Origin of the sequence: Propionivibrio sp. (assembly GCF_049316945.1) — a bacterium.
Taxonomy (GTDB): domain Bacteria; phylum Pseudomonadota; class Gammaproteobacteria; order Burkholderiales; family Rhodocyclaceae; genus Propionivibrio.
In genome coordinates, this window is record NZ_JBMOJE010000033.1 from 16,455 (window position 1) to 41,724 (window position 25,270).

At 56.9% G+C, this 25,270-nt stretch carries 24 protein-coding genes; 18 read left to right on the plus strand and 6 right to left on the minus strand.

The window, feature by feature from the left end; all coding sequences use genetic code 11:
- Positions 1-16: 16 nt before the first annotated feature.
- From mlaE to ACOYNV_RS09775, 12 genes are all read left to right on the plus strand, one after another.
- A complete protein-coding gene (mlaE, locus tag ACOYNV_RS09720; protein ID WP_422899589.1) occupies positions 17-799 on the plus strand; it encodes a lipid asymmetry maintenance ABC transporter permease subunit MlaE in 783 nt (260 codons plus the stop codon).
- Positions 799-1,269, plus strand: a complete 471-nt coding sequence (mlaD, locus tag ACOYNV_RS09725; RefSeq protein WP_422899567.1) for an outer membrane lipid asymmetry maintenance protein MlaD — start codon at positions 799-801, stop codon at positions 1,267-1,269. The genes mlaE and mlaD overlap by 1 nt, the downstream gene beginning before the upstream one ends.
- Positions 1,270-1,308: 39 nt before the next feature.
- Positions 1,309-2,019, plus strand: coding sequence for an MlaA family lipoprotein (locus ACOYNV_RS09730; protein ID WP_422899568.1), 711 nt, complete (start codon positions 1,309-1,311; stop codon positions 2,017-2,019).
- A 41-nt stretch (positions 2,020-2,060) separates the two neighbouring features.
- Entirely contained in the window at positions 2,061-2,675 is a 615-nt protein-coding gene (locus ACOYNV_RS09735) for an MlaC/ttg2D family ABC transporter substrate-binding protein (protein ID WP_422899569.1), read from the plus strand.
- Positions 2,672-3,004 (plus strand): STAS domain-containing protein, encoded by a 333-nt coding sequence (locus ACOYNV_RS09740; protein WP_422899570.1) that lies wholly within the window; start codon positions 2,672-2,674, stop codon positions 3,002-3,004. Before ACOYNV_RS09735 ends, ACOYNV_RS09740 begins: the two co-directional genes overlap by 4 nt.
- Positions 3,005-3,160: 156 nt before the next feature.
- On the plus strand, positions 3,161-4,087 hold the full coding sequence (locus ACOYNV_RS09745; protein ID WP_422899571.1) for an ABC transporter ATP-binding protein: 927 nt from the start codon (positions 3,161-3,163) through the stop codon (positions 4,085-4,087).
- A complete protein-coding gene (locus ACOYNV_RS09750; RefSeq protein ID WP_422899572.1) occupies positions 4,084-4,836 on the plus strand; it encodes an ABC transporter permease in 753 nt (250 codons plus the stop codon). Before ACOYNV_RS09745 ends, ACOYNV_RS09750 begins: the two co-directional genes overlap by 4 nt.
- Positions 4,837-4,839: 3 nt before the next feature.
- A complete protein-coding gene (locus tag ACOYNV_RS09755; RefSeq protein WP_422899573.1) occupies positions 4,840-5,085 on the plus strand; it encodes a BolA family protein in 246 nt (81 codons plus the stop codon).
- The gene (gene murA, locus ACOYNV_RS09760) at positions 5,078-6,331 is read left to right on the plus strand and encodes a UDP-N-acetylglucosamine 1-carboxyvinyltransferase (protein WP_422899574.1); all 1,254 of its coding nucleotides are present in this window, start codon (positions 5,078-5,080) and stop codon (positions 6,329-6,331) included. The genes ACOYNV_RS09755 and murA overlap by 8 nt, the downstream gene beginning before the upstream one ends.
- 309 nt (positions 6,332-6,640) lie before the next feature.
- Positions 6,641-6,913 carry a CopG family ribbon-helix-helix protein gene (locus ACOYNV_RS09765; RefSeq protein ID WP_422899575.1) on the plus strand — a complete coding sequence of 91 codons (273 nt, stop codon included), beginning with the start codon at positions 6,641-6,643 and terminating at the stop codon, positions 6,911-6,913.
- 26 nt (positions 6,914-6,939) lie between these two features.
- The gene (locus tag ACOYNV_RS09770; protein WP_422899590.1) at positions 6,940-7,197 is read left to right on the plus strand and encodes a type II toxin-antitoxin system RelE/ParE family toxin; all 258 of its coding nucleotides are present in this window, start codon (positions 6,940-6,942) and stop codon (positions 7,195-7,197) included.
- Positions 7,198-8,010: 813 nt separating this feature from the next.
- Positions 8,011-9,060 carry an NAD(P)-dependent alcohol dehydrogenase gene (locus tag ACOYNV_RS09775; RefSeq protein WP_422899576.1) on the plus strand — a complete coding sequence of 350 codons (1,050 nt, stop codon included), beginning with the start codon at positions 8,011-8,013 and terminating at the stop codon, positions 9,058-9,060.
- A 359-nt stretch (positions 9,061-9,419) separates the two neighbouring features.
- Here ACOYNV_RS09775 and ACOYNV_RS09780 read toward each other — a convergent pair whose 3' ends face one another.
- Genes ACOYNV_RS09780 through ACOYNV_RS09795 form a run of 4 tightly spaced genes read right to left on the minus strand, consistent with a single transcriptional unit; the run spans position 9,420 to position 12,936 of the window.
- Positions 9,420-9,851: a hypothetical protein gene (locus ACOYNV_RS09780; RefSeq protein WP_422899577.1), complete on the minus strand. Its 432-nt coding sequence runs from the start codon at positions 9,849-9,851 to the stop codon at positions 9,420-9,422.
- Positions 9,848-11,170, minus strand: coding sequence for a phenylacetate--CoA ligase family protein (locus ACOYNV_RS09785; protein WP_422899578.1), 1,323 nt, complete (start codon positions 11,168-11,170; stop codon positions 9,848-9,850). Before ACOYNV_RS09785 ends, ACOYNV_RS09780 begins: the two co-directional genes overlap by 4 nt.
- A 6-nt stretch (positions 11,171-11,176) precedes the next feature.
- Positions 11,177-12,772: a sodium:solute symporter family protein gene (locus tag ACOYNV_RS09790; protein ID WP_422899579.1), complete on the minus strand. Its 1,596-nt coding sequence runs from the start codon at positions 12,770-12,772 to the stop codon at positions 11,177-11,179.
- Positions 12,769-12,936, minus strand: a complete 168-nt coding sequence (locus tag ACOYNV_RS09795; protein ID WP_422899580.1) for a symporter small accessory protein — start codon at positions 12,934-12,936, stop codon at positions 12,769-12,771. Before ACOYNV_RS09795 ends, ACOYNV_RS09790 begins: the two co-directional genes overlap by 4 nt.
- 541 nt (positions 12,937-13,477) lie before the next feature.
- On the opposite strand from ACOYNV_RS09795, the gene hemE reads away from it, so the two are divergent.
- The 5 genes from hemE to ACOYNV_RS09820 all read left to right on the plus strand — a co-directional run bounded on the left by hemE (position 13,478) and on the right by ACOYNV_RS09820 (position 21,601).
- On the plus strand, positions 13,478-14,551 hold the full coding sequence (gene hemE / locus ACOYNV_RS09800) for a uroporphyrinogen decarboxylase (protein ID WP_422899581.1): 1,074 nt from the start codon (positions 13,478-13,480) through the stop codon (positions 14,549-14,551).
- Positions 14,552-15,022: 471 nt separating this feature from the next.
- Entirely contained in the window at positions 15,023-17,032 is a 2,010-nt protein-coding gene (locus ACOYNV_RS09805; RefSeq protein ID WP_422899582.1) for a primosomal protein N', read from the plus strand.
- 271 nt (positions 17,033-17,303) lie between these two features.
- Positions 17,304-19,058, plus strand: coding sequence for a PHA/PHB synthase family protein (locus ACOYNV_RS09810; RefSeq protein ID WP_422899583.1), 1,755 nt, complete (start codon positions 17,304-17,306; stop codon positions 19,056-19,058).
- 239 nt (positions 19,059-19,297) lie between these two features.
- Positions 19,298-19,498: a hypothetical protein gene (locus ACOYNV_RS09815; protein ID WP_422899584.1), complete on the plus strand. Its 201-nt coding sequence runs from the start codon at positions 19,298-19,300 to the stop codon at positions 19,496-19,498.
- A 759-nt stretch (positions 19,499-20,257) separates the two neighbouring features.
- The gene (locus ACOYNV_RS09820; RefSeq protein WP_422899585.1) at positions 20,258-21,601 is read left to right on the plus strand and encodes an HD-GYP domain-containing protein; all 1,344 of its coding nucleotides are present in this window, start codon (positions 20,258-20,260) and stop codon (positions 21,599-21,601) included.
- A gap of 208 nt (positions 21,602-21,809) precedes the next feature.
- Here ACOYNV_RS09820 and ACOYNV_RS09825 read toward each other — a convergent pair whose 3' ends face one another.
- The gene (locus ACOYNV_RS09825; RefSeq protein ID WP_422899586.1) at positions 21,810-23,021 is read right to left on the minus strand and encodes an MFS transporter; all 1,212 of its coding nucleotides are present in this window, start codon (positions 23,019-23,021) and stop codon (positions 21,810-21,812) included.
- A 135-nt stretch (positions 23,022-23,156) separates the two neighbouring features.
- On the opposite strand from ACOYNV_RS09825, the gene ACOYNV_RS09830 reads away from it, so the two are divergent.
- Complete coding sequence (locus ACOYNV_RS09830) at positions 23,157-24,236, plus strand: TRAP transporter substrate-binding protein (RefSeq protein ID WP_422899587.1); 1,080 nt, start codon at positions 23,157-23,159, stop codon at positions 24,234-24,236.
- A gap of 429 nt (positions 24,237-24,665) precedes the next feature.
- On the opposite strand, the gene ACOYNV_RS09835 is transcribed toward ACOYNV_RS09830, so the two are convergent.
- Positions 24,666-25,270: TRAP transporter large permease subunit (locus ACOYNV_RS09835; protein WP_422899588.1), on the minus strand; the 605-nt coding region annotated here is incomplete at its 5' end.

Sequence of the window (25,270 nt, forward strand, 5' to 3'; positions counted from 1 at the left end):
AAAAAGCATATCCGGGGTGATCGCGCTGATCAGGGGCGCCGGCCATCATTTGAACGACGGTTTGCAGCGGATCGGCTTTGCCGCACGTTTCTTCGTGATGATTCTGGTTTATTCCGGGCAATCATTCCGGCGTCTGCATCTGACGATTCGCGAAATCTACTTTTCCGGTTTTCAGTCGCTGCTGATCATTCTGGTTTCCGGGCTTTTTATCGGCATGGTGCTCGGCATGCAGGGCTATGAAACCTTGCAGCGCTATGGCTCATCCGAAGCGCTCGGCGTTCTGGTGGCCCTGTCGCTTACGCGCGAACTGGGTCCGGTGGTTGCCGGGCTGCTCTTCGCTTCACGCGCCGGTTCGTCGATTACGGCCGAAATCGGCCTGATGAAGGCCACCGAACAACTCACCGCGATGGATATGATGGCGGTCAACCCGATTGCCCGTGTCGTGGCTCCGAAGTTCTGGGGTGGGGTGATCTCAATGCCTCTGCTGGCAGCCTTGTTCTCTGCAGTCGGCGTATTTGGGGGCTATCTGGTTGGTGTTGTCCTGATCGGTGTCGACGAAGGTGCCTTCTGGTCACAGATGCAGGGGTCGGTTGATTTCCGCTTTGACATCTGGAATGGAATTGTCAAAAGTTTCGTTTTCGGGGTAGCTGTTTCCCTGATTGCTGTTTTCGAGGGCTATGACGCAGTTCCAACTGCCGAAGGCGTTTCGAGTTCGATTAAAAGAACGGTGGTTTATTCGGCGCTGGCCATTCTGGCGCTGGATTTTGTTTTGACCTCCTTCATGTTCCGGGGGCTTTGATGAGTCGCAAGTTGCTTGATATCTGGGTAGGTTTCTTTATGGTCATCGGTTTCGCCGCTCTGTTGTTTTTAGCACTAAGAGTTGCGAACATGTCGTCAGCCAATTTTGCCGAGACTTACCAGTTGACGGCCAAGTTTGATAACATCGGTGGCCTGAAGGTACGCGGTCCGGTCAAGAGTGCCGGCGTGGTTGTCGGGAGTGTAACGGAGATTCGCTTCGATCCCGAGTCCTATGAAGCGGTGGCAACGCTCACGATTGATAGCCGCTATCGCTTCCCGAAGGATACTTTTGCGTCGATCATGACCGCTGGCCTGCTTGGAGAGCAGTACATCGGGCTGGACGCGGGTGGTGACGAGAAGATGTTGAAGGCTGGCGATGTGGTCGCCAAAACGCAGTCGGCGGTTGTGCTGGAGAAACTGATCAGTCAGTTCATGTTCAGCAAGGCGTCCGAAGGTTCGGACAAGAAATAACAGAGAGGGTCGTACGTGAAAACTCAAAGCGCAAAGTGCATGCTCATTGTGGCAGTCATCGCGGTGGTATTGAGCGGCTGCGCGACAACGGAGAACAATCCCAAGGATCCCTTCGAAGGTTTCAACCGTGCCATGTTCAAGGTGAATGAGGGTATTGATGTGGTTGTCAAGCCCATGGCCCAGGGCTATGACGCCGCTGCGCCGCTGCCCGTGAAGGCAGGAATCGGAAACTTCTTCGGCAATATTTTCGACGTGTGGACCGCGGTCAATAATTTCCTGCAAGGCAAGGGTGAGCAGGGACTTTCCGATTTCGGCCGGGTGCTGGTCAATACGACGATTGGTATCGGCGGCGTCTTCGACGTGGCCAGCGAGATGGGACTGGAAAAACATGCCGAAGATTTCGGTCAGACGCTAGGCAAATGGGGCGTAGACGACGGTCCGTTCTTCTTTTGGCCGATCATCGGGCCGCGTACGACGCGTGATACCTTCGGCTGGTTCGTAGATACTTACGCCGATCCGGTCTGGTATGTCAATGATATCCCCTTGCGTAATTCGCTGGTTGGTGTGCGCTATATCGATCTTCGCGCCAGTTTGCTGCCGACCGACAGGATTGTAGACCAGGCTGCCTTCGATAAATACATCTACATCCGCGATGCCTATCTGCAAAACCGTTTCAGTGAGATCAATGACGGGAAAACCGTTATTGAAGGCCGGGGCGAAGTGGAATGCAAGCAGAGTCGCTGTTTCTGACCAACGCAAGTTGGTAATCCAGGTTATTTAGAGAGAGATAGATGAAATCGTTGTTTTCGCTGCTTTTTGGCTTGTTCCTGCTGTGTCCTTCTGCATTTGCTCAGGAAGATTCGCCGGATGCCCTGATCAAGAAGGTTACGGAAGATGTCCTGACCATCGTTCGCCAGGACAAGGACATTCAAGCTGGCAATACCAGGAAAGCGATTGAACTGGTCGAAGACAAAGTTCTGCCCAACTTCAATTTCCAGCGCATGACATCACTGGCCATGGGGAAGGACTGGAAACAGGCGACACCCGAGCAGAAGAAGCGCCTGACCGACGAGTTCAGGACGCTACTGGTCCGCACCTACTCCAATGCCTTGACCGGCTACAAAGACCAGACCGTGCGCTACAAGCCGTCAAAAATGCAAAGTGGCGATACGGATGTTGTGGTCAGGACTGAAGTCGTGAACCCAGGAAGCAAGCCGATCCAGCTCGATTATTCAGTGGAGAAACTGGCCGAGGGATGGAAGGTTTACGATGTCGTCGTGGCCGGCGTGAGTCTGGTGACCAACTATCGCGACACCTTCAATCAGGAAGTTCGCGCCAATGGTGTCGACGGGCTTATCCTGATGATCTCTTCCAAGAACAAACAGCTTGAAGCTGGAAAAAAATGATCGAAATGTACGGTGACGGGCTGCGTGTAACGGGCCCAATGCTGATCGCCAATGCCAGCGCCCTGCTCGAAGCAGGGCGTGGTTTTTTGCGTGGCGGAGTCGTCGTGGCAAACCCGGCGCCAAACGCGGTACAAAACGCGGCGGCAACCCCGCTCGTGTTCGATCTTTCCGCTGTTGAAGAAACGGACTCTTCGGCTCTGAGCGTTGTTTTCGGCTGGCTGCGTACGGCTCGTGAACGTGGCGTGCCTCTGCGCATCGTCTATCCTCCGGCAAGCATGATCAGCCAGGCGGCCCTTTACGGCGTTTCCGATTCGCTTCCGCTCGCCTGAGCGGCGTGCGCTTCCGTTGAATCCACGGGCATGAATTTGTCCCTGCTTCACATCATGAAAGTTGCTTGCATGCCCTTTTCCCTCACCCCCGGCCCCTCTCCCCGAGGGCGAGGGGAGATTCTAGAGTCGCTTGCGCGACTTTCGTATTGAAATGCCATGGGCGTCGCCGTTTCCATTCAGCAGGTTGTAAAGTCTTTCGGTAGCCTGCGGGCGCTTGATGGCATTTCTCTGGAGATCGCCGAGGGCGAGTTCTTTGGCCTGCTGGGGCCGAACGGTGCTGGCAAGACGACGCTGATTTCCTGTCTGGCCGGACTGGTTCGCCCGGATCAGGGCAAACTCAGCGTGATGGGCTACGATGTGCTGGCCGATTACCGCGAGGCGCGTCGCCGTCTGGGCGTGGTGCCGCAGGAACTGGTTTTCGATCCCTTCTTTTCGGTGCGCGAGACCTTGCGCATCCAGTCCGGCTACTTCGGCATCCGCAACAACGACGCCTGGATCGACGAGATTCTGGAGAATCTTGATCTCACGACAAAGGCCAACGTGAATATGCGTCGGCTGTCGGGCGGCATGAAGCGGCGCGTGCTGGTCGCGCAGGCGCTGGTGCACAAGCCGCCGGTGATCGTGCTTGACGAGCCGACGGCCGGCGTCGACGTCGAGTTGCGCCAGGGGTTGTGGCAGTTCGTGCAGCGCCTTAACCGCGAGGGGCATACGGTCATCCTGACCACGCATTACCTTGAGGAAGCCGAGGCGCTGTGCGGACGCATTGCCATGCTCAAGCAAGGACGCGTGGTGGCGCTCGATACGACCAGCAACCTGCTGGCGCGCTTCTCGGGACATACGCTGAACGTGCGCCTGGCAAACGATGATTTGTTGCCGGAAGCGCTGCGCGCCCGCGCAACGACAAACGACGGTTACCGGGTTTTCCGCCTGGCCGGATTCGATGAAATCGAGCCCTTGCTGGCGGGCATTCGCCAGGCCGGTTGCGTTATCGATGATTTGCGGCTGACGCAGACCGATCTTGAGGATGTCTTTGTCGGTGTCATGCAAGGGGCGGGTCTCCGGGAAGGAGCGGTAGCACGATGATCGGTTTTCGCACCCTGCTCTACAAGGAAGTGCTGCGCTTCTGGAAAGTCGGTTTCCAGACGGTAGCTGCGCCAGTGCTGACCGCCCTGCTTTATCTGCTGATTTTTTCGCACGTTCTGGATGCTGGGGTGCAGGTCAATGGCGTGCGTTACGCCGCCTTCCTGATTCCCGGTCTGGTGATGATGTCGGTGCTGCAGAATGCCTTCGCCAATAGTTCATCCAGCCTGATCCAGTCCAAGGTTACGGGCAGCGTAGTGTTCGTTCTGTTGCCGCCGATTTCCTATGTCGAATTCTTCCTGGCCTATGTCGTGGCAGCGATGCTGCGCGGCCTGATGGTCGGGCTTGGCGTGCTGGTGGTAACCGGCTGGTTTGCACCGCTGACTTTCGTTGCACCGTTCTGGATTCTGACCTTTGCTGTTATCGGCGGCGGCATCATGGGGTCTTTGGGCATGATTGCCGGTATCTGGGCGGACAAGTTTGATCAACTCGCCGCCTTTCAGAACTTTTTGATCATGCCGCTGACCATGCTTTCCGGCGTGTTCTATTCAATCCACTCGCTGCCGTTGTTCTGGCAGCAAGTGTCGCATTTCAATCCCGTGTTCTATATGATCGACGGCTTCCGTTTCGGCTTCTTCGGGGTTTCCGACGTGGCGCCCGGAACGAGTCTGGCCGTCGTTGCGATAAGTTTTCTTGCCGTTGCGCTGGCTACGTTCGCGTTGCTGCGCAGTGGCTACAAGTTGAGGTACTGAATCATGATGCAACCCGAACAAATCAAAAAAATCATCGCTGCCGGCTTGCCTTGCGAAGGGCTCAGTGTCGAGGGTGATGGCGACCACTTCGAAGCGATCCTTGTCAGCTCCGAATTTATCGGCAAGAGCCGTGTCCAGCGGCAGCAACTGGTCAATGTCCTGCTACGACCCTATTTCGATAGCGGCGAACTGCACGCCCTGTCGATGAAAACGCTGACCCCCGAAGAACGGAGCGCACTCTGTGGATAAGCTGCTGATTCAGGGCGGGGCAGTGCTCTCCGGAGAAGTAGCCATTTCCGGCGCCAAGAATGCCGCGCTGCCGATTCTCTGCGCCAGCCTGCTGTCTGCCGAGCCGGTGCACTTCACCAACGTGCCGCACCTCAACGACATCTCGACCATGCTGCGCCTGATCGGGCAGATGGGCGTCGAAGTGACGATGGAGGGGAACGACGGACTGATCCTCAATAGTCACGGCCTGGACAATCCGACCGCGCCTTACGACATGGTCAAAACCATGCGCGCCTCGATTCTCGTGCTTGGCCCGCTGCTAGCCCGCTGTGGTGAGGCCAAGGTGTCGCTGCCCGGCGGCTGCGCCATCGGCGCCCGACCGGTCGATCAGCACATCAAGGGCTTGCAGGCGATGGGCGCCGAAATCCACGTCGAGAACGGTTACGTCCTGGCCAAGGCTGAGCGTCTGCACGGCACGCGCATCGTGACCGACATGGTGACGGTGACCGGTACCGAAAATCTGATGATGGCAGCCGTGCTGGCTGACGGTGAAACGATCATCGAAAACGCCGCACGCGAGCCCGAGGTGGTCGATCTGGCCAACTGCCTGATCGCCATGGGCGCACGTATATCGGGTGCCGGAACCGACAGCATTTGCATCGAGGGCGTTGAACGCCTGCACGGCGCGACACATGCGATCATGCCCGACCGCATCGAGACCGGCACTTATCTCTGTGCCGCTGCCGTGACTGGCGGCAACATTCGCCTGACCAACACTTCAGCCGCCTACCTTGATTCGGTGATCCAGAAGCTGCGCGAAGCCGGGTGTGACGTATCCGCCGAGCCTGACGTGATTTCAATCAAGGCACCACCGCGACTCAAGGCGGTCAGCATTCGCACCGCGCCCTATCCGGCTTTCCCGACCGACATGCAGGCGCAGTTCATGGCCATCAACTGCGTGGCCGAAGGATCGGCGGTAATCCGCGAAACGATTTTCGAAAACCGCTTCATGCACGCCGTCGAACTGATCCGCCTCGGCGCCGACATCAAGATCGACGCCAGCAATGCGCTGGTCACCGGCGTGCTGCGCCTCGACGGGGCGACGGTGATGGCCACCGACTTGCGCGCCTCGGCCAGCTTGGTGATCGCCGGTCTGGTGGCGCAGGGCGAAACGCTGATCGAGCGGATTTACCATCTCGATCGCGGTTATGAGCGGATCGAGGAGAAGCTGACCAGGCTGGGTGCCAGCGTCAGGCGCGTACGCTGACAGCATCGGTCTGCAAGCCAATGAATACGGGCGTCTGTGAATGTAATGCCATGGCAGCCAATATTCATGCGGCTTCCATGGCAGGCCATGTAAAGAACGCCTGTTCATGGGCCTCTCAGGTTAGTAGAGAAAGGAAAGCAACAAGTGATAGACCGCGATTTTCAGTTTCATTGGCTCTGAAAACCGTGGTCTATTCCCTATTGTTTCTTTGATTGTCGATTGGGCTGCGACCGTTAGACGTTCGTTTGACGGACAAGGGCGGAGAGGCTACTTTATTACTTGGTATTACCATGTGATAAGAGGCCCACTATGGCAACATCCCTCAAGATCGAAGACACGCTCAAAGGTCGCGTTCAGCACCTCGCTAGCCTGCGCCGCCGCTCGGCCCACTGGATCATGCTCGAAGCCATCCAGCAATACGTCGAGCGCGAGGAAGCACGCGAGAACTTCAAGCAGGAAGCCTTGGCATCTTGGGCGGCCTATCAGGAAACCGGTCAGCACCTGACCGGCCAGGAAGTACGCGCATGGTTGAACACCTGGGGAACCGATGACGAAAAGGCGGTGCCTTTGTGCCACAAGTAATTGTCACCGAAGGCGCGGCGTTAGGCTTGGAGCGATGCCGGCAGTTCCTGGCCGCCAAGGCCCCGGAAGCAGCCAAGCGGGCCGGCCATCCCATCGAGCGGCAATTGCTGCTGCTGGAAGCAGCCCCCGACATTGCCCGACCGTTCCCTGAAATGCCAGAGCTGCGCGAGTTGGTGATTGCCTTCGGGGATTCCGGCTATGTGGCCCTGTACCGCCATGAAGCGGCTGACGATGTGGTATATGTCTTGGCATTCCGGCACCAGAAAGAGGCAGGCTACGGATGAGCATGAATGAATTCCGCCAACTGGCCGCGAGGATGGGGCAACAAATTCAACAGCTTGCCGCAGCAGGCATCAGCGATGCCCATGCCATCATCAATCGCACGATGGGCTAGCGCCTCGCCCTTGAGTGGAGCATCGAATCGACTTTGGCGGGAAATTTAGAGGGGTTGGGCTGACTACCCCTATCGGCAAAATTCACCTTTCCAAACGAGTCGCTCTGTCAGTGCCGATCATCACAGCGCAGCAATTCTGTCCGATCGGGTAGCCTTCATGTTTGCTGATGGTTGCCAACCCTACTGCCAAACCTTGAGCAACCGCAATAATCCCTGACCAAGGGGGCCGAACAAGCCCCGGCAAGTAAAGGAGTTCAGAGGTTCGGGTTGCCGCAGGTCACCAACAAGAACTTTTATCTTGCGCGGTACGTTGGTAAAAATCATTCATTAGAACGCGGCCCCCCTGTTACAGCGGAGGCATCCGGGAAAACGGCTTGGCGTACCGGGCCACACGCCTTGATTGAAGGCGGTCAAGTCCTTGGCGACTCACCAGAATTTGCGGGCGAGCAAAACCAAAGCTTGTTGCCTTCGCTGTCCAGGAAACTGCCAACGTAGAAATCGCCAAAGATCTGCACGTCGTTGGTGATCGTTATGCCACGCGAACGTAATGCTTCCTGAGTTGCCGGAGCATGATCGGCAATTGCCTTTGGCAAGGCTTCACGCTGTCGTTATCCGAGAGCCGATAAAACTTGTTTGCTGAACAGTTGTCGGATATCGCACCAGCCGGTTCTTTCCCCCGGCAATGAAAGCAAAGGATTAAGTCATGATCAAAGCCAAAGCCTACGCAGCACAAAGTCCAACGAGTGAACTTGCACCTTTCGAGGTAAATCGCCGCAACCCCGGCGCAGAAGATGTGCAGATCGAGATTCTTTATTGCGGCGTCTGTCATTCGGATTTGCACACGGCCAGGGGCGAGTGGCATAACACCTTGTACCCTTCAGTTCCTGGTCACGAAATCGTTGGCCGAGTGGTTGCCGTAGGTAACAAGGTTCGCAACTTCAAGGCCGGCGACCTGGCTGGCGTAGGCTGTATGGTCGACAGTTGCGGGCATTGCCATTCCTGCGATGAAGGTGAGGAGCAATACTGCGAAGGCGGTTTCACCGGAACGTATAACGGCCCGGTTTTTGGCGGTGAAAACACTTTCGGGGGTTATTCCCAGACGATAGTCGTCAAGGAATCCTTTGTTTTGCACATCAAGCACGACGAAAAGGACCTGGCGAGTGTCGCCCCCCTCCTGTGCGCTGGAATCACCACCTACTCTCCGTTGCGACACTGGGGTGCAGGACCGGGCAAGAAAGTCGGGATTGTCGGGCTGGGTGGGCTTGGCCACATGGGTGTCAAAATCGCCCATGCGATGGGGGCTCACGTCGTGTTATTCACTACGTCCACCAGCAAAATCGAGGATGGCAAGCGGCTTGGCGCCGATGAGGTCTGCATTTCCACCGACCCCGAGCAAATGGCGGCTCATGTAAACCGACTCGATTTCATTCTGAACACGGTGGCCGCCCCCCACAACCTGGATGCCTATCTGCAACTGCTCAGGCGCGATGGCACGATGACACTGGTTGGCGCTCCTGCAGAGCCGCACCCTTCTCCAGGTGTCTTCAATCTGATCTTCAAGCGCCGCCAGTTAGCCGGTTCGCTCATCGGCGGAATCCGTGAAACCCAGGAAATGCTCGATTTTTGCTCCCAGCATGACATCGTCTCAGACATCGAGATGATCGCCATGGACTACATCAATAAAGCCTATGAGCGAATGCTGAGAAGCGATGTGAAATACAGGTTCGTCATTGATATGGCGAGTCTCAAGTAAAGCAAGCAGGATCGCTTGACCAAGATACTGGCGCACACCGTCAATGATTGACCTCGATCACTGCTTGTGCCGACGGTGAAATAATCAGGCTGCAATGCCCGTCAAACGGTGGTCTACAAAACGATGCCCTGGGAGGCAATGTTTACGGGCATCTTCAGTGCATCAACTGAAGACAACCGTTGCATGCGGCTTCCAGCCCGATTGAGGGGTGTAAATGGCTCGACTTATAGCCTGTGAAAGTATTAAAAATCCACCGCAAAGGCGCAAAGGGGCAAAGAAAACGCAGAGGAACCACATTGTTTGGAAAGTATTTCTTTGCGAAACCTTTGCTCCTTTGCGCCTTTGCGGTGTGGGGGGGGCTAAGCGCCGTACACCAGCGCATCCGCAACAATCTCGAGGCCAACCTTCCCGAGCTTCTCTCTGGCCTCAGGAATGTCCTGAATGTCAATCACGAAGTAAGCGCTGTCGCCCTCATTGACTGCCCGTCCGTAGGCATTGGCGAAATTGACGCCGGCTTTGACGATATCTTTCAGCAGTTCGTCGAGGCCGCCAGGTTTGTCGGCCATTTGCACCACGACAATCTCGCGCAGCGCCGCCGTCATTCCGTTTTCATTAAGCACCTGCTGCGCCAACTCCGGGTTGGAGACGACGAGATTCAAGATGCCCCAGCCGTTAGCGGTGTGGTTAAGGTGGATGGAACGGATATTGATCTGGGCTTGCTTCAATACCGCGGTCACCTTTTCGAGGTGTCCGAGCTTGTTTTCGAGAAAAATTGAAACCTGATAGGTCATTTTTGGCCTTCCCGCAACCCCTGCTTGTTACGCTGATCAAAAACCCGCACGGCTTTGCCCTCCGATTTCGGGATTGATCCCGGCTCGACGAGCTTGATCAGCGGCCGCACCAGCACCTCGTCGCGAATGAGGCGGGTGAGATGTCGCTGCAGCCGGTCGAGAAACGCCAGATCGCCCTTGAACCACTCCTTTTTCACTTCAACTTCGACAACCATTTCGTCCTGATCGTCAATCGTATCCAGCGTGATCCGGTAATCGTCGCCGACTTCGGGCAGCTTCATCAGTACGCCTTCAATCTGCATCGGGAAAACATTACATCCCTTGATGATGAACATATCATCCGAACGCCCGCTGATCCGGTCGATCCGGCGGTGAGTGCGCCCGCATTTGCATTGGCCGGGCAGGAAGCGCGTCAGATCGCGTGTCCGATAGCGGATGACCGGCATCGCCTGGCGGTCGAGGGTGGTCATCACCAGCTCACCGATTTCGCCTTCGGCAACCGGCTGCAGCGTCTTGGGATCGATGATTTCGACAACAAAGGCATCTTCCCAGATGTGCAAACCGTTCTGTTCGGTGCATTCGAAAGCGACACCCGGTCCATTCATCTCGGACAGGCCAAAGGAGTTGTAGGCTTTGACGCCAAACATTTCTTCGATGCGCCGCCGGTGCTCTTCGCTGTGCGGTTCGGCGCCTATTACCAGCGTATGCAGTTGCGTGTCCTGGCGCGGATCGAGCCCTTCTTCCTTGAACACGTCGAGCAAGCGCCCCAGATAGCTGGGAATGGCGTGCGCCACGCTGGTTCCGAAATCGCGCATCAGCTTGATCTGGCGCAGGCTGTTTCCAGCTCCGGCCGGAATGCTCAGGCAGCCGAGCTTCTCGACGCCATACTGGAAGCCGAGGCCGCCGGTAAATAATCCATAGCCACAGATGTTCTGGAATACATCGCTATCGCGTACGCCGGCGGCAAACAGCGAACGCGCCATCAGGTTCGCCCAGCTGTCGAGATCGTGCTGGTTGTGATAGACGACGGTGGGGTTGCCGGTGGTGCCGCTCGAACTGTGCAACCGGACTACGTCCCGTTTATCCGCCGCAAGAAAGCCCCAGGGAAAGTCGTTCCTCATTTCCTCCTTGGTGGTGAAGGGGAGCTCGCGAATCTGCTCGATCGACGTCATCCCGGATTCAGCGAAGCGGCTGATTTCCGGGATTCTTCCGTAGTGCGGTGAATTTTCGGCCTGGCGCAGCGTCTTCTGCAAGCGCTCAAGCTGAAGCTTTTCCAGGCTTTTCCGCTCAAGAATCTCTAACTCTTTTTCCCAGTACATAAGTTGTCATTTCTCCGGGAAGCAGGTCGCCAGATGCACGGCGCTCAGTTTCTCTGAGAAGAAGCTGACGACAACCGTAAACAGCAGCGATACCGGTACCGCATAGACCAGCGGATCGATGTCCTTGAAGGGCGTTCCGGCGGCCAGCGAGGGAACGCCGAAGAACAGGCTGGACAAGCCCAGCGGCCTGGAAACTTTCTCGAAGACAAAGAACAGCACTAGCAGACTGACCAGCAACCCGCTCAGGAAGCCGCTGACCGCGCCGGCCCGGGTCAGTCCTTTCCAGTACAGCCCCAATCCGTAGATGGCCAGGAAGCTGCCCGCGCACAGGCCGAAGAACAACGAAGTGCCGTTCACGATGATCGTCGCCCCATCCTTGAAGAAACTGGGCAGGAAATGCGCGGTCAGGGTGGTGATCAGGATGGCCACGACCATCGCCACGCGCATGATGCGAACCGGCTTCGCCGACTTGATGCCCATGCCTTTTTCCATGATGTCGTGACCGATGGCCGAACCCATGGTGTGGAACTGCGAGCTCAAGGTGGACATCGCCGCCGACAGCAAAGTGATCATGAACACGGCCGTATACCACTCGGGCAGGTTGTCCTTGATGAACAGCGGGATGACGTTGTCCGGCGAACCGGCCGCCGCGATCGCCACCTTGCCGGTCGCGGCGAGGAAGAAGACGTTGGATAGCGCGCCGACGATGTAGGAAACCCCGGTCATCAGCATGATGAAAATGGCGCCGATGACGACGCCGCGATTCAAGTCGCGGTCGCTCTTCACGGTCATGAAACGGACAACGAGCTGCGGCTGGGCGAGAACGCCGATGCCGACGCCCAGTACGATGGTCGAAATCAGCGTCCACCAGAGCGGCGAGAAGGCCGCAGGCATTGACGTCCAGCCGCGATGCCCCTGCTCGACCCACGGCGCCGGCACCTTGTCGACCAGCGCCGTCAATTGCTCATGCGCCGGCACCACGCCGCCGAGCGCGCTGTAGGTGAACCAGAGCAGGATGACCATGCCGACAACCATCACCCCGCCCTGGAAAGCATCGGTATATAAGACGCCTTTCATGCCGCCCATCATCACGTAGAGGCCGACGATGATGACGATGGTCAGCAGCGCCATCGACTGCGACAGCCCGAGGGCGACGGTCAGGAAACTGACGCCGCCGAGCATCACGGCGCCGGCATAGAGCGGCATGGCAATGAAGATCAGCGCCGCCGAGGCGACTTGCAGGAATTTCGATTCAAAGCGCTTGCCGAGGAATTCCGGAAAGGTATGCGCGTCGAGCTTGTGCCCCATGCCCCGGGTGCGCTTGCCGAAGACGACAAAGGCGATGAAAATTCCAATGATAATGTTGAGCACGGTCAGCCAGAGAATCCCCAGGCCGAACTTGGAGGCCGCACCGCCGAAGCCGACGATGGCCGCCGTCGAGATGAAGGTCGAACCGTAGGAAATGGCCATGATGACCGGGTGGGCCTTGCCTCCGGCGAGCAGGTAATCCTTCGAACTCGTCGTCTGGATATAGCCGAGATAGCCCAGACCCGCCGTAATCCCGAGGAAAACCAGCGTGGCAATGATAACGGTGGGGTTCATTGGTTTTCCCTCTTTTCCCATTCTTCTTCTTCGGCGATCTCCCTGATCTCTTCCTCGTGACCTGGCTTGTTCCAGTTGACCAGGCCATAGAGCACGCAAAACGCGGTCGAGCCCAGCGTCAGCAGAAAAGCCAGGCTAACCCCCCAATCTCCCAATCCGAACATTATTCACTCCCTGAAAATGGCCGACTTACAGGTCGGTCGATTGAAACAATAATAGGTGGCGAACTCACATTTTTTTTGTTCTGTGGTTTCGATCTGATTTCGTGGTTACGGCAATCATTGCGCGCAGCAATTATGCCGGGCTTGGGCTTGCTATTGTTGGTTCGGCGCAGAATTTTCAGGTCTGAGAGCCCGTGAAAAATAAAAAAATCCACCGCAAAGGCGCAAAGTGGCAAAGAAAACGTGCCGCGAAGCAAATCCCGTGGGGCAGAGTAACCCCATTGTTTACAAATATTTTCTTTGCGAAACCTTTGCTCCTTTGCGCCTTTGCGGTGGGGGCTAGGTATTTTTTCACAGCCTCTGAGCGATTTTCAGTCCTGGAAATTTCCATTCCTTTAGTTCCTTTTAGCCCATCCTTCGGACACCGCCAACTCCAATAGTGGGAAGCCCCGGTGGCGCTGGCGCGGCGAACACGGGATAATTGGCGCTTCCGGCGCGTATTTGCCTTCTATTCGCCTTTCTTCCACTCTTTGGCAGAGATAACGTGACCCGACCCCGCAACGACAACTTCCTGCGTGCCCTGCTCAAAGAGCCCACCGACCACACGCCGATCTGGCTGATGCGCCAGGCCGGTCGTTACCTGCCCGAATACTGCCAAACGCGCAAACGCGCCGGCAGCTTCCTGCAGTTGTGCAAGAACCCTTCGATGGCCTGCGAAGTAACGCTGCAACCGCTCACCCGCTACGACCTTGATGCGGCCATCCTCTTCTCCGACATCCTGACCGTGCCCGACGCCATGGGGCTGGGGCTTTATTTCACCGAGGGCGAAGGACCGAAATTCGAGCGCCCGCTACGCGAGGAATGGGCGATTCGCGACCTGACCGCGCCCGATCCCTACGAGCACTTGCGCTACGTGATGGATGGCGTTTCCGAAATCCGCCGTGCGCTCGACAATTCGGTGCCCTTGATCGGCTTCTCGGGAAGCCCTTATACGCTGGCCTGTTACATGGTCGAGGGCGCTTCGAGCAGTGATTATCGCCACGTCAAGACGATGATCTACGACCGGCCGGATCTGATGCACCGAATCCTGTCGGTAACCGCAGACGCCGTGATTGCTTACCTGAATGCCCAGATCGAATCAGGCGCCCAGGCCGTGATGATTTTCGACTCCTGGGGCGGCGGCCTTTCGGCGGCGGCGTATCCCGAGTTTTCGCTACAGTACATGCAGCGCATCATCGCCGGCCTGATCAAGGAAAAAGACGGCGAACGCATTCCGTCGATCGTTTTCACCAAGGGTGGCGGGTTGTGGCTGGAGTCCATTGCCGACATCGGCTGCGACGCCGTCGGCCTCGACTGGACCATCGACATTGGCGAAGCGCGCCGCCGTGTCGGCCACAAGGTAAGCTTGCAGGGCAACCTCGACCCCAACGTGCTCTTCGCTTCGCCCGACAAGATTGCAAGCGAAGCGAAAAAAGTCCTCGACAGCTATGGACCCGGCAATACCGGCCACGTTTTTAATCTTGGCCATGGCATTTCGCAATTTACTCCGCCAGAGCATGTAACCGCACTGGTTGAGACGGTGCATGATTACAGCAAAATCCTGCGTATAAATAAATAAACTATTTTCAACATTCGTGTTGACTTATGCACAGAAATTGGCTCGCTGTAACAAACAGTTACAAGTCCTTTCATAATCATGGACTTAGTTTTATCTTATTGATTTATATGAATAATTTTTGTGCCTTATTTTGTGGCACAGTAAGATACTCCTTACAGCGAGGGTCTTTGGACCGCTACTTGTGGATTGATCCACAGACTTATCCACAGAAAATGTGCACAAGTACGAATACATCAACAAGTTAATGAGTTACGCCGCTTTTACAGAACCGACGCGAGCTTCGCAAGCTAACTGAACCTTTTTCAAATTTGCGTTGAAGTCGCGCTAGCGACTCTCGAACCTCCCCTCGCCTTCTGGGAGAGGGGTCGGGGGTGAGGGGAACGGGCATGACTTTCGTAATTTGGTGCGCCTTTCAAAGCCATGCCCGTAAGCGTTCGCTGAATTTATTTCAAAGGTAATCGACAGGTCAGCATGCAGATAGCCCGTGTCGCACTCGATGTTCCGCTGCATCGTTTTTTTGACTACCTCGTTCCTGAAGGCGAGCAATTATCGGCGGCCGATGTCGGCCTTCGGGTTCGTGTTCCCTTTGGCACAAAATCGAGAATCGGCATCGTCGTCGACCTTCCGCCGTCCAGCGATTTCCCCGTCGCCCAGCTTAAATCGATCGAAGCCGTGCTGCGCGACCTTCCCGCCTTGCCGGCGGACTGGTTTCGCCTCAACGAATTCTGTTCCGCCTATTATCAGGCGCCGCTCGGCCAAGTCATGCTGTCAACGCTACCGGCCGGCCTGCGCCGTATTGATCCGCCCAAGGCGCGCACCCGCCAGCACACCCAGAAACTGCCACCGCCGCATGAGCCGCCCGAACTGACGGCCGAGCAACAGGTGGCACTGGCGACAATAGCCGATGGTGGCACAGGCTTTCGTGCCTATCTGCTGCACGGCGTGACCGGCAGCGGCAAGACCGAGGTCTACCTGCGCCTGGTCGAACGTGCGCTGCTGGCCAAGCAGCAGGTGCTGCTATTGGTGCCGGAAATCAACCTGACGCCACAACTTGAAGCCCGCGTAGCTGCGCGCTTCCCGGGCGCCGGACTGGTCAGCCTGCACAGCGAGCTGACCGAGGCGGCGCGGTCGCGCAACTGGCGAGCAGCGCTGGAAGGCACGGCGCGCATTGTGCTCGGCACGCGCCTGGCCATCTTTACGCCGCTGCCGGACCTTGGCCTGATCGTCGTCGATGAAGAGCACGATTCCTCATTCAAGCAACAGGACGGAATGCGCTACTCGGCGCGCGACGTCGCTGTCTTCCGCGCCCGCGAACGCGGCGTGCCGATTGTGCTCGGCTCGGCCACGCCGTCGCTGGAAAGCTGGGCGAACGCCACCGACCGCCGCACACCGGCCCGCTACACGCTGCTGACGCTGCATGAACGGGCCGTCGAAAATGCCCGCCTGCCGACTGTTCAACGCATCGATACCCGGCTGGAGAAATTGCAGGACGGACTGTCCGGTGCCCTGCTGCTGGCCATTGAAATGCGTCTGCTGCGCGGCGAACAGAGCCTGGTCTTCCTCAACCGTCGCGGCTATGCGCCGGTGCTGGCGTGCACTAACTGCGGCTGGATTTCACACTGCACGCGTTGCGCCGCCAATCTCGTCCTGCATCTGGCTGATAGCCGCCTGCGCTGCCACCACTGCGGCTTTGAAAGCCGTGTCCCGAAAGCCTGTCCAAGTTGCGGCAATCAGGACATCCTGCCTTTCGGGCGCGGCACCCAGCGGCTCGAAGAAGTGCTGGCCCTGCGTTTCCCGCAAGCGCGCATCCTGCGCGTCGACCGCGATTCGGCCAAAAGCCGCAAGCAGTGGGAAGTGCTGGTTGAAAAGATTCACGGTGGCGAGGCCGACATCCTGGTCGGCACCCAGATGCTGGCCAAGGGCCACGACTTCCCGAAACTGACGCTGGTGGGCGCCCTCGGTGCCGATGCCGCGCTGTTCGCTTCCGACTGGCGCGCGCCCGAACGCTTGTTCGCCCAGTTGATGCAGGTGGCCGGGCGTGCCGGGCGTGCCGAGCTGCCGGGCGAAGTGTTGATCCAGACGCAGTTTCCCGACCATCCGCTGTTCGCCTCGCTGGTTCGTCACGACTACCCGGGCTTCGCCAACGAGCAACTCAAGGAGCGCGAGCAGGCCGGCTTTCCGCCCTACACCTACCAGGCCATGCTGCGCGCCGAGGCGCCACAGATTGCCGATTCCCTGGCTTTTCTGGCAGCGGCGCGTGCCTGGCCGCCGCTTGCGGCGCATGCCGAAGTGATGCTCTACGATCCGGTGCCGATGCGTCTGGCGCGCCGCGCCAACCTGGAGCGTGCGCAATTGCTGATCGAGTCGCCATCGCGGCGAGCTCTGCAAGCCTTCCTCAGCGAGTGGGGTGTCGCGCTCGCTGCCATCAAGGCGCCCTCTCGCCTGCGCTGGCATCTGGAGGTTGATCCACTCGAATTTTGATCCTGAAAACCTCAGTTGCTCACCTTTGTGGTGAGGTTTTTAGACCGGTTAGGTTGATGGGCCTTGCAGCCTGTAGCAGAACGGATTCGCCGTCGGGCAAATCGTTCGTTGCGCTCGATGCCACCCTTCAAGCCTGGCATCGGGCAGAGTAAGCACGGTCAAACGGCACTCGACTCAAGGCCACAATTCCTGCAACCACCGCCTTCATGAAATTGAATCCCGTTATTTCAGGGTCTATATTTAAAAAGTTGTGATTTACAAGGAGTCGGTCATGAGCAGTTTCGGTTCTACTGAAAAAGGGGCTTCCAGTCTAGACCTGACGGGTTTCAGTACCTATGAGGGTTTGATGACCAAGCTTCAGCAACGTCTCGATCCCTTTGGCGTGACGACTTCAATACTCAATGCACAGGTGGCGTGGCTGATGCATCCACAGGAGTTGTCGCGCGCCATCAGCGGGATGTCAGGCGATGCGCTGGCCTTGCAGACGCACCTCATGCGCCGTGCCTTCGGCATGCCGGCTCAGGATGTGATCAAACCGAATGCTGATGATGCACGCTTTGCCGATCCGGTCTGGAACGTAGAACCGACCTGGGACATCATCAAGGAATCGTATCTTGCCTTCACTCGCCGGCTCGAAGACATGCTTTTCGAAACGCCCGGTCTTTCCGAGAAGGAGCGCCGGCGCGCTGCTTTCTGGGTCCGGGAGTGGCTCAATGCGATGGCGCCGACCAATTTCTTTTTCACCAACCCGCTGGCCCTGAAAAAGTACGTCGAGACCAATGGAGAAAGCCTGACAAAAGGCTGGAAGAACCTTATGCGCGATGTCGATGCGAAAAACATCCTGATGGTCGAAGCCGATGCGTTCAAGGTCGGCACTGATTTGGCGACCACGCCTGGGCGGGTGGTTTTTCGCAACCGCATGCTGGAGTTGATCCACTACACACCGACCACTGCCAAGGTGCACAAAACACCGATCGTCATCATCATGCCGTGGATCAACAAGTTCTACATCCTCGATTTGACGCCGAAAAAGAGCATGGTCAAGTACCTGACCGACCAGGGGTACAGCGTGTTCATCACCAGTTGGAAAAACCCGACCGCCGAGATGTCCGATATCGGTTTCGATGACTACCTGAGCGAGGGCGTCGATCAGGTAGTCCATAAAGTGTGCGATCTGTGCCAGGTGCAGCAGGTGCATCTGGCCGGCTACTGCATTGGCGGTACGCTGGTGGCAACCTACCTGGCCTGGGCCAATCGACACTATGGCGAGAACGAAACGCCGGTGGCGCACTGGACACTGTTTACCACGCTGACCGATTTCTCCAAACCCGGCGACATTGACGTATTCATCGACGAGGGTGCCATTCGTGCGCTTGAGGAGAAGATGACGCAAGTCGGCTATCTCGACGGTGACGACATGGCATCGAGTTTCCGCCTGTTGCGCTCGAACAGCCTGGTCTGGCATTACTTCGAGAAGAGTTATCTGTTTGGCGAGCCGTTGCCGGCTTTTGACGTGCTGTTCTGGAATATGGACACCACCCGCATGCCGGCGGCGATGCACTCGTTCTACCTGCGCCAGATGTACCTGCACAACAACCTGATGAAGCGCGATGCGCTGACCATCGCCGGCGAGCCGATCGACCTGGATCGCATCAGTCAGCCGCTCTATGCGGTGAGCGCCGAAGACGATCACATCGTGCCCTGGCACCAGTCCTACCGTATCCGCAAGTACATCAACGTCAAGGCACGGGTGCGTTTTGTTCTGTCCACGTCTGGCCACATTCTTGGCATCGTCAACCCGGTCGTCAATCCGCCGAAGCGCAGTTTCTGGGTGGCCGAACCCGAACGTAACGAGCATTACGAACACTGGTTCGTGCGTGCCGAGAAAAAGCCGGGGTCGTGGTGGGAGGACTGGCTGGCCTGGCTCTCGCCGCAATGCGGGCCGATGGTGTCGCCGCTTGATCCAAAGGCGGCTTCCTATCCTGATCTCGGCCCGGCACCCGGCACTTACGTCTTCGAAAAGTAGCCAGTTTCTCACTTGAGGACCCGCAAGGATTGAGACCAATCGCAGCAGCAGCGACGTCTCGATTCGCTGTCCGCCCTGGAATAAGCAGATAGCCACTTCGGATTTTCGAAGATATTGTTGCAGATTCATGGTATCGGCAGAAGCAGCAAGTCTCTGCTCACACCCCCTATTTTGATGACATTGAATGCTCTTGCAGCACGGTCTATAGTGGGTTTGTGGAATTTTGTAAGGAGATTGCCATGAGCTATTTGGATTCCCCGATTGGTCGCTGTGAAGAGGCTCATGCGATGGTTCTGATTGATCAAACGCAGGAGCAATGTGCTGAAGAGCATGAATGTCCGGTTGGTCGTTATTGTCCATTGGCGGGATATTTTGCCGATATGCATGCGTCAGAACGTAAGCCGAAAGCTGTTGATGCTTCGGCTCGCAGGCGTGATTGAAAGAGTTCAGGGTTTGGTTCGCTGACGGGTTGTTTGTAGGGGACGCAAGGGTTTTGGTTCGTTGTTTTTCAGTGATGTTAGTGATTGGTGTATGGTTTTTGAGTATTTTTTGGGAGGTGTGAGGCGCAAAGGAATTTGCCTTACAGCCTCCCTTTTTCATGACATTGAATATGGTTTTTGGGGTGCCTATACTGGTAGTGTGATATTTGAAAGGAGTACATCATGAGCTACTTTGATTCCCCAATTGGACGGTGCGAAGCTGAACACACGTTAGTGCTGACTGATCAAACGCAACGGGAGTGTGCGTTTGAGCATGGATGTCCGCCGGGACGTAATTGCCCTCTGGATGGATGTTTTGCTGTGATTTCAGGCCTGTATGAGACGCAGGCACCTGTGCAGGTGTCGAAGCATTGATCCTGAAATCCTTGCGTAACAAAGGTAGTTGGTAATTTGATCTCGGCGCGAAAGATGCGTCTTTTGCGCTTTGCAAAACCGATGGTCGGGTTGTTGTTTGAATCCACCCGGCAGGTGTTTTGCTGCGTAAAGACGGCGGTTCGGGTTCGTTACTGAAGGTCGATCAGGCGTTCTGGTAGCCAACGAGAGTGCCAGAGCGCCTACGTAGTATCCGCAGTATTCAGCAGAAACTACGGATTTCCTTGTTCTCCGGATTTTGAGAGTATCTGGTTTTATTCCTCGGCATGCGTCGTGGTGTCAGCCTGTGGGGGAATACCGGATGGCAGTGGAAGCAGGGAGCGATCTATGTCGGACACGAGAGATGGTGTTGAAATTGTCACGAATGCGAGGAATGCTTTCCTTGCGGTGAATCCTCACTGGCTGGAGAGCATTGTTCACTTGTCTGACGAGATGGAAGTGGTGGCTTCCAGCGATATTCTTGATCAAAGTGGAGAAACATTGTGGGCCAAGGGAGTCCCTGCCACCAGACTGTTTGAGCGGAGGATGCTGGGGCGGCGTTTGCAACAGCCCTTGGAAGTCAGCCTGGATGTTTTGTGCGGGGTATCGCTGAAAAGCATCGTTGATGATTGCTTCGAGTTAATGAAAGCGAACCCGGCACTTGAGGTACTGGGGGGGATGAACGCGGCAAGAAAGGCCTTGCGCGGGGCAGGCAATCTGCCCCTGCCCGGGCCGGTCAAGTTGCTGCTCACGGCGGCCAGAGAGCACGACAAGAGAAGCTACACCAGCCGCTTGGCCGGAATGATCATTTGCTCCGGTCTTGCCGACGGTGTCGGCCTGAATGATCGTGATGCAGAATTGCTGATTCTTTCGGCACTGGTTTACGACTTCGGCCAAATATATACCGCACCTGAGTATCTGGACGGCAACCGCGTATTGCAACCGGCCGAATGGAAACATAGGGTCGTGCACCCCTGTGTCGGACGGGTTTTTCTCAAGGAGTTCACCGACTTGCCGCAGTCCGTTACCGACTGTGTTCTGCAGCATCATGAGCGACAGGACGGCAGCGGTTATCCGTTCCAGGTGACCGGAGCGAATATCAGTTCGCTGGGCAAGCTGATCGGTGTTGCCGATTCAGTATCGGCCATCGTCATGCGTAACGACTCGGGGTGTGACTCTGGGTATGCCGCAGGCCTCGGCGAACGGGTGGCAGTTGCCCTGCACATCGTTCCCGATGAATTTCCGCTGCCTGCCGTTACCTTCATCACCCGGGCGCTTGAGCTTCTCGACCAAGTCGGCGCACCCGCCGTTTCCGGCAATTTCGCGGAGCGGGTATTGCCGACCCTGCAACAGCTCAGGGCGGCTCGCCTGCTGGCCGAGGCACTGTCCAGCACCGGGCCAACCAAACACCTTGCCAGTGTTGGCGGATTCGCACTGAATACGATACGCCGCATCGACAAGAGCCTGCGGGCAACCGGTGTCTATGAGTTTTCACAAATTCAGGCACTGGAAAACGACCCGGCCTGCATGGGCAAAACCAGCCTTATGCTCGACGAGATCATCTGGCGACTGCGCAATCTGGCGCGCAACGTCTACCTGCGCACGGAGCAGAGCGGGTGCGTAAGCGATCTGGCGCATGTCACCGATCTTGTCGCCGTGCTCCACGCACGGCCCAGGGTAAATTTGTTCTAACCATCCTCCGTCATACCGGCGAAGGCCGGTATCCAGATTCGCCCATCTGATCAAGATGTTAAAAGACCTGTTTGATAAACGAACTGGCTCTGCACCCCAAGGGTATTTCCTGCGGGGCACATTTCCTTCGGTCAGATTCCGGGTCAAGCCCGGAATGACGGTAAATCAATGAGTTAGCGTTAGAACAAATTTACCTTGACTCGCGCCCCTAGCTCGTCTTGGTGCCTGCCCGTCTTCCGCTGATCAGCAGCCAGGCATAGGCCGCCGCCTGCACGGCAAATAAAAAGGCAAAGGCGTCACGGTGCGCAATTTCAATGCTGTACCCGCTGGCCTGGAGCAGATCGATCAGCACTCCCATTCCCCATTGCAGGCCGAAGGCACCGATAAATACCATCAGGTTGAAGGTCGCGTTGGCTCGCCCCGAAAGCGCGACCGGGAATCCGGCGGACATCTGCGGGTAAGCCAGCGTGCCGAAGCTCGAAAACACCCCGTAGGCTATCCACAATAGATAGTGCTGCTCAGCAGCCTGCGTAATGATCAACAGCATGGTCAGCAGGGACATCGCCATACCGCCGCTGAGTAAATGGTTTGGCCCGATACCGCGACGGGCGAGCCAAGTCGCCAACAACCCGATCAGGAGGTAGGCCGCCACCATCGCCGTGCTCATGGCCGCCAGATGATTGGCCGCCTGCGAGCGTGAATAGCCATTGACGTGAATCAGCCAGGCGCTCGACCACAGGCTTTGTACGGCCATGAAGCCGCCGATAAGGGCGAAGCCGAGCGGTGCGAAACGCCAGAAATGCCGGCTGGCCAACACCTGACTGACGCCAGTCAGTTGCGCGGACAGTGGCTCGGGGCGAGGGCTACCCGGCTTGTCGGGTACGCTGAAAAACACCCAGGCAGCCGTTGCCAGGGTCAAGCCGGAGAGGACGAAAAATATCTCGCGCCAGGTGGCGACGTGCAGCGCGGCATCGAGCGGAGCCGAGGCAGCCAAGGCACCGAGCGTGCCCGAAGTCATGATCCAGCCAGTCAGCGAAGCCTGTTTTTCCAGCGGAAACCACTGCGAAAAAGACTTGAACGAAGCCATCAGACAGGCCGAGACACCCAGGCCGATCAATCCTCTGCCAATAGCTAGCGTGCCAATTCCCTCGCCACAGGCAAAGACGGCGGCACCGGCGGCGGCGATCAGCAGCAGCACTGATTCGACCCGGCGCGCGCCAAAGCGGTCGAGCAGCACGCCAAGCGGCAACTGGGCAGCGCCGAAGGCCAGAAAATAGGCGCTGGTCAGGAGGCCGAGATCGGCCGCTCCAAGCGAAAGTTCGGCACTCAGCACCGGGCCGATCACTGCATTGGCAGTGCGGAAGTGGTAAGAGAGGAAATAGGCGCCGGCGAACGGCAGGAATAGTCTGACCCAGAGCATGGTGGCCTATTGATGAAGTTGAAGCACTAACAAGCGAAACACCAAGAGTACCTTATAAGTTCTTCATTACATAAATGATTTCACAGGATATAATCAGCAGGCTTACTGCAATCAAACCAAAAGAGGAGATGAAACATGGAAAGACGTTCATTTTTGAAAAAAGCAAGTGTCGGCCTGGCAGCCGGCGCCGTTGCGATGCCCGCGATTGCCCAGAATGCCCCGACCATCAAGTGGCGCCTGGCTTCCAGTTTCCCGAAGAGTCTTGACACCATCTATGGTGGCGCCGAACACATGGCCAAGCGCGTTTCCGAGGCCACTGGCGGCAAGTTCCAGATTCAGGTGTTTGCTGCAGGCGAAATTGTTCCGGGTCCCGGCGTGCTTGATGCGGTCAAGGACAACACAGTTGAAATGGGGCACACCGTCTCCTACTATTTTTTCGGCAAGGATCCGACGTACGCCTTTGACTGCGCGATTCCTTTCGGCATGACCAACCGGCAGATGGACGCCTGGTTCCGCTACGGCAATGGCACCAAGCTGATGGGTGATTTTTTCGCCAAAGTCAATATCATCCCGATTCCCTGTGGCAACACCGGTACGCAGATGGGCGGCTGGTTCCGCAAGGAAATCAAGACGGTCGCCGATTTGAATGGCCTGAAAATTCGGGTTGGCGGCTTTGCTGGCGCTGTCCTTTCCAAGCTTGGCGCTGTTCCGCAGCAGATTCCCGGCGGCGACATTTATCCGGCGCTGGAAAAAGGCACGATCGACGCCGCCGAATGGGTTGGCCCTTACGACGACCAGAAGCTCGGCTTCAACAAGGTGGCCAAGTTTTACTACTACCCCGGCTGGTGGGAGGGTGGCCCGCAGATATCGGCTTACGTCAACGCCAAGAAGTTTGCCGAACTGCCGAAGGAATACCAGGCCATTCTGCAACTCGCCTGTGCCGATGCCCACGTCGACATGATGTCAAAATACGACGCCAAGAATCCGACGGCGCTCAAGCAACTGGTCGGTTCCGGCACGCAGCTTCGCCAGTTCCCTAAAGAGGTCATGGATGCCTGTTACAAGGCGGCCATGGAACTTTACGCAGAAACTTCGGCGACCAACGCCGAGTTCAAGAAGGTCTACGACGACTACAAGAAATTCATGGACGACCAGAACCTGTGGCACCGAGTCGCCGAAGGTGCTTATTCAAACTATATGTTTAGCAAGCGATAAACTCGGATTGATCAGAGGCCGGTTTTCCGGCTTCTCAGCAAAGCAAACGGGAGCACTTGCTCCCGTTTGCTTTGCTGAGGTTATACTCAACAAGCACCTCTGGACGCCGCTCAAACAGGTCATCTACCACGTGCAGTTCAGGAGAGCCAATGAATACGTGCTTCTTCGAGCATACCACCTGTAGATCGCCTATCCATAAGGGCTGCGAGCCATATGCGCCAGAATAAACGGAAGCAGAGATGCCACGAATGGCTGGAAGCGCCCCCGAATATCCTGTGCAAAGTTCAAAATCCACCGCAGAGGCGCAAAGGTGACCGAAGGAAATGCAGAGCCGCAGAGGTTACGCAGAGAAAACCTATAAAAACAATGGGGTTCCTCTGCGCCTCTGTGCCTCTGCGGTAGGTGTTAAGGCCTAACCACCCTCACCGCTTATTTCGCCGGACCCTTCATCGAATCCATGATCGCTTTGTTGGCCGCTTCTTCCGCAGTTACCGTACTTGCCGGCGTGCTTTCCTGGCCCGGCGCCGTCGAAGATCCGCCGTAGTCCGAGGACGGCATTTCGATCTGCACTGAATCGAGATCGACCTTCACATCCTTGGTCAAGCCAAACGTCACCATCTGCGGGAACATGATCACCAGCCCGATCATGATGATCTGGATGCAGACGAAGGGAATGGCGCCCCAGTAAATGTCCGTCGTCTTGATCGTCGGCGGTGCCACCGAACGCAGGTAGAAGAGCGCGAAACCGAACGGCGGATGCATGAACGAAGTCTGCATATTCACCGCGAGCAACACGCCGAACCAGATCAGGTCGATGCCCAGTTTGTCGGCAACCGGCCCGAGCAAGGGAACGACGATGAACGACAGTTCGAAGAAATCGAGGAAGAAGGCGAGCAGGAAAATCAGGATGTTGGTCACGATCAGGAAACCGATCTGGCCGCCGGGCAGGTCGCTCAGAAGATGCTCGACCCAGCGGTGGCCATCGACCGCGTAGAAAGTGAGTGAGAAAACCCGGGCGCCGACCAGGATGAAGA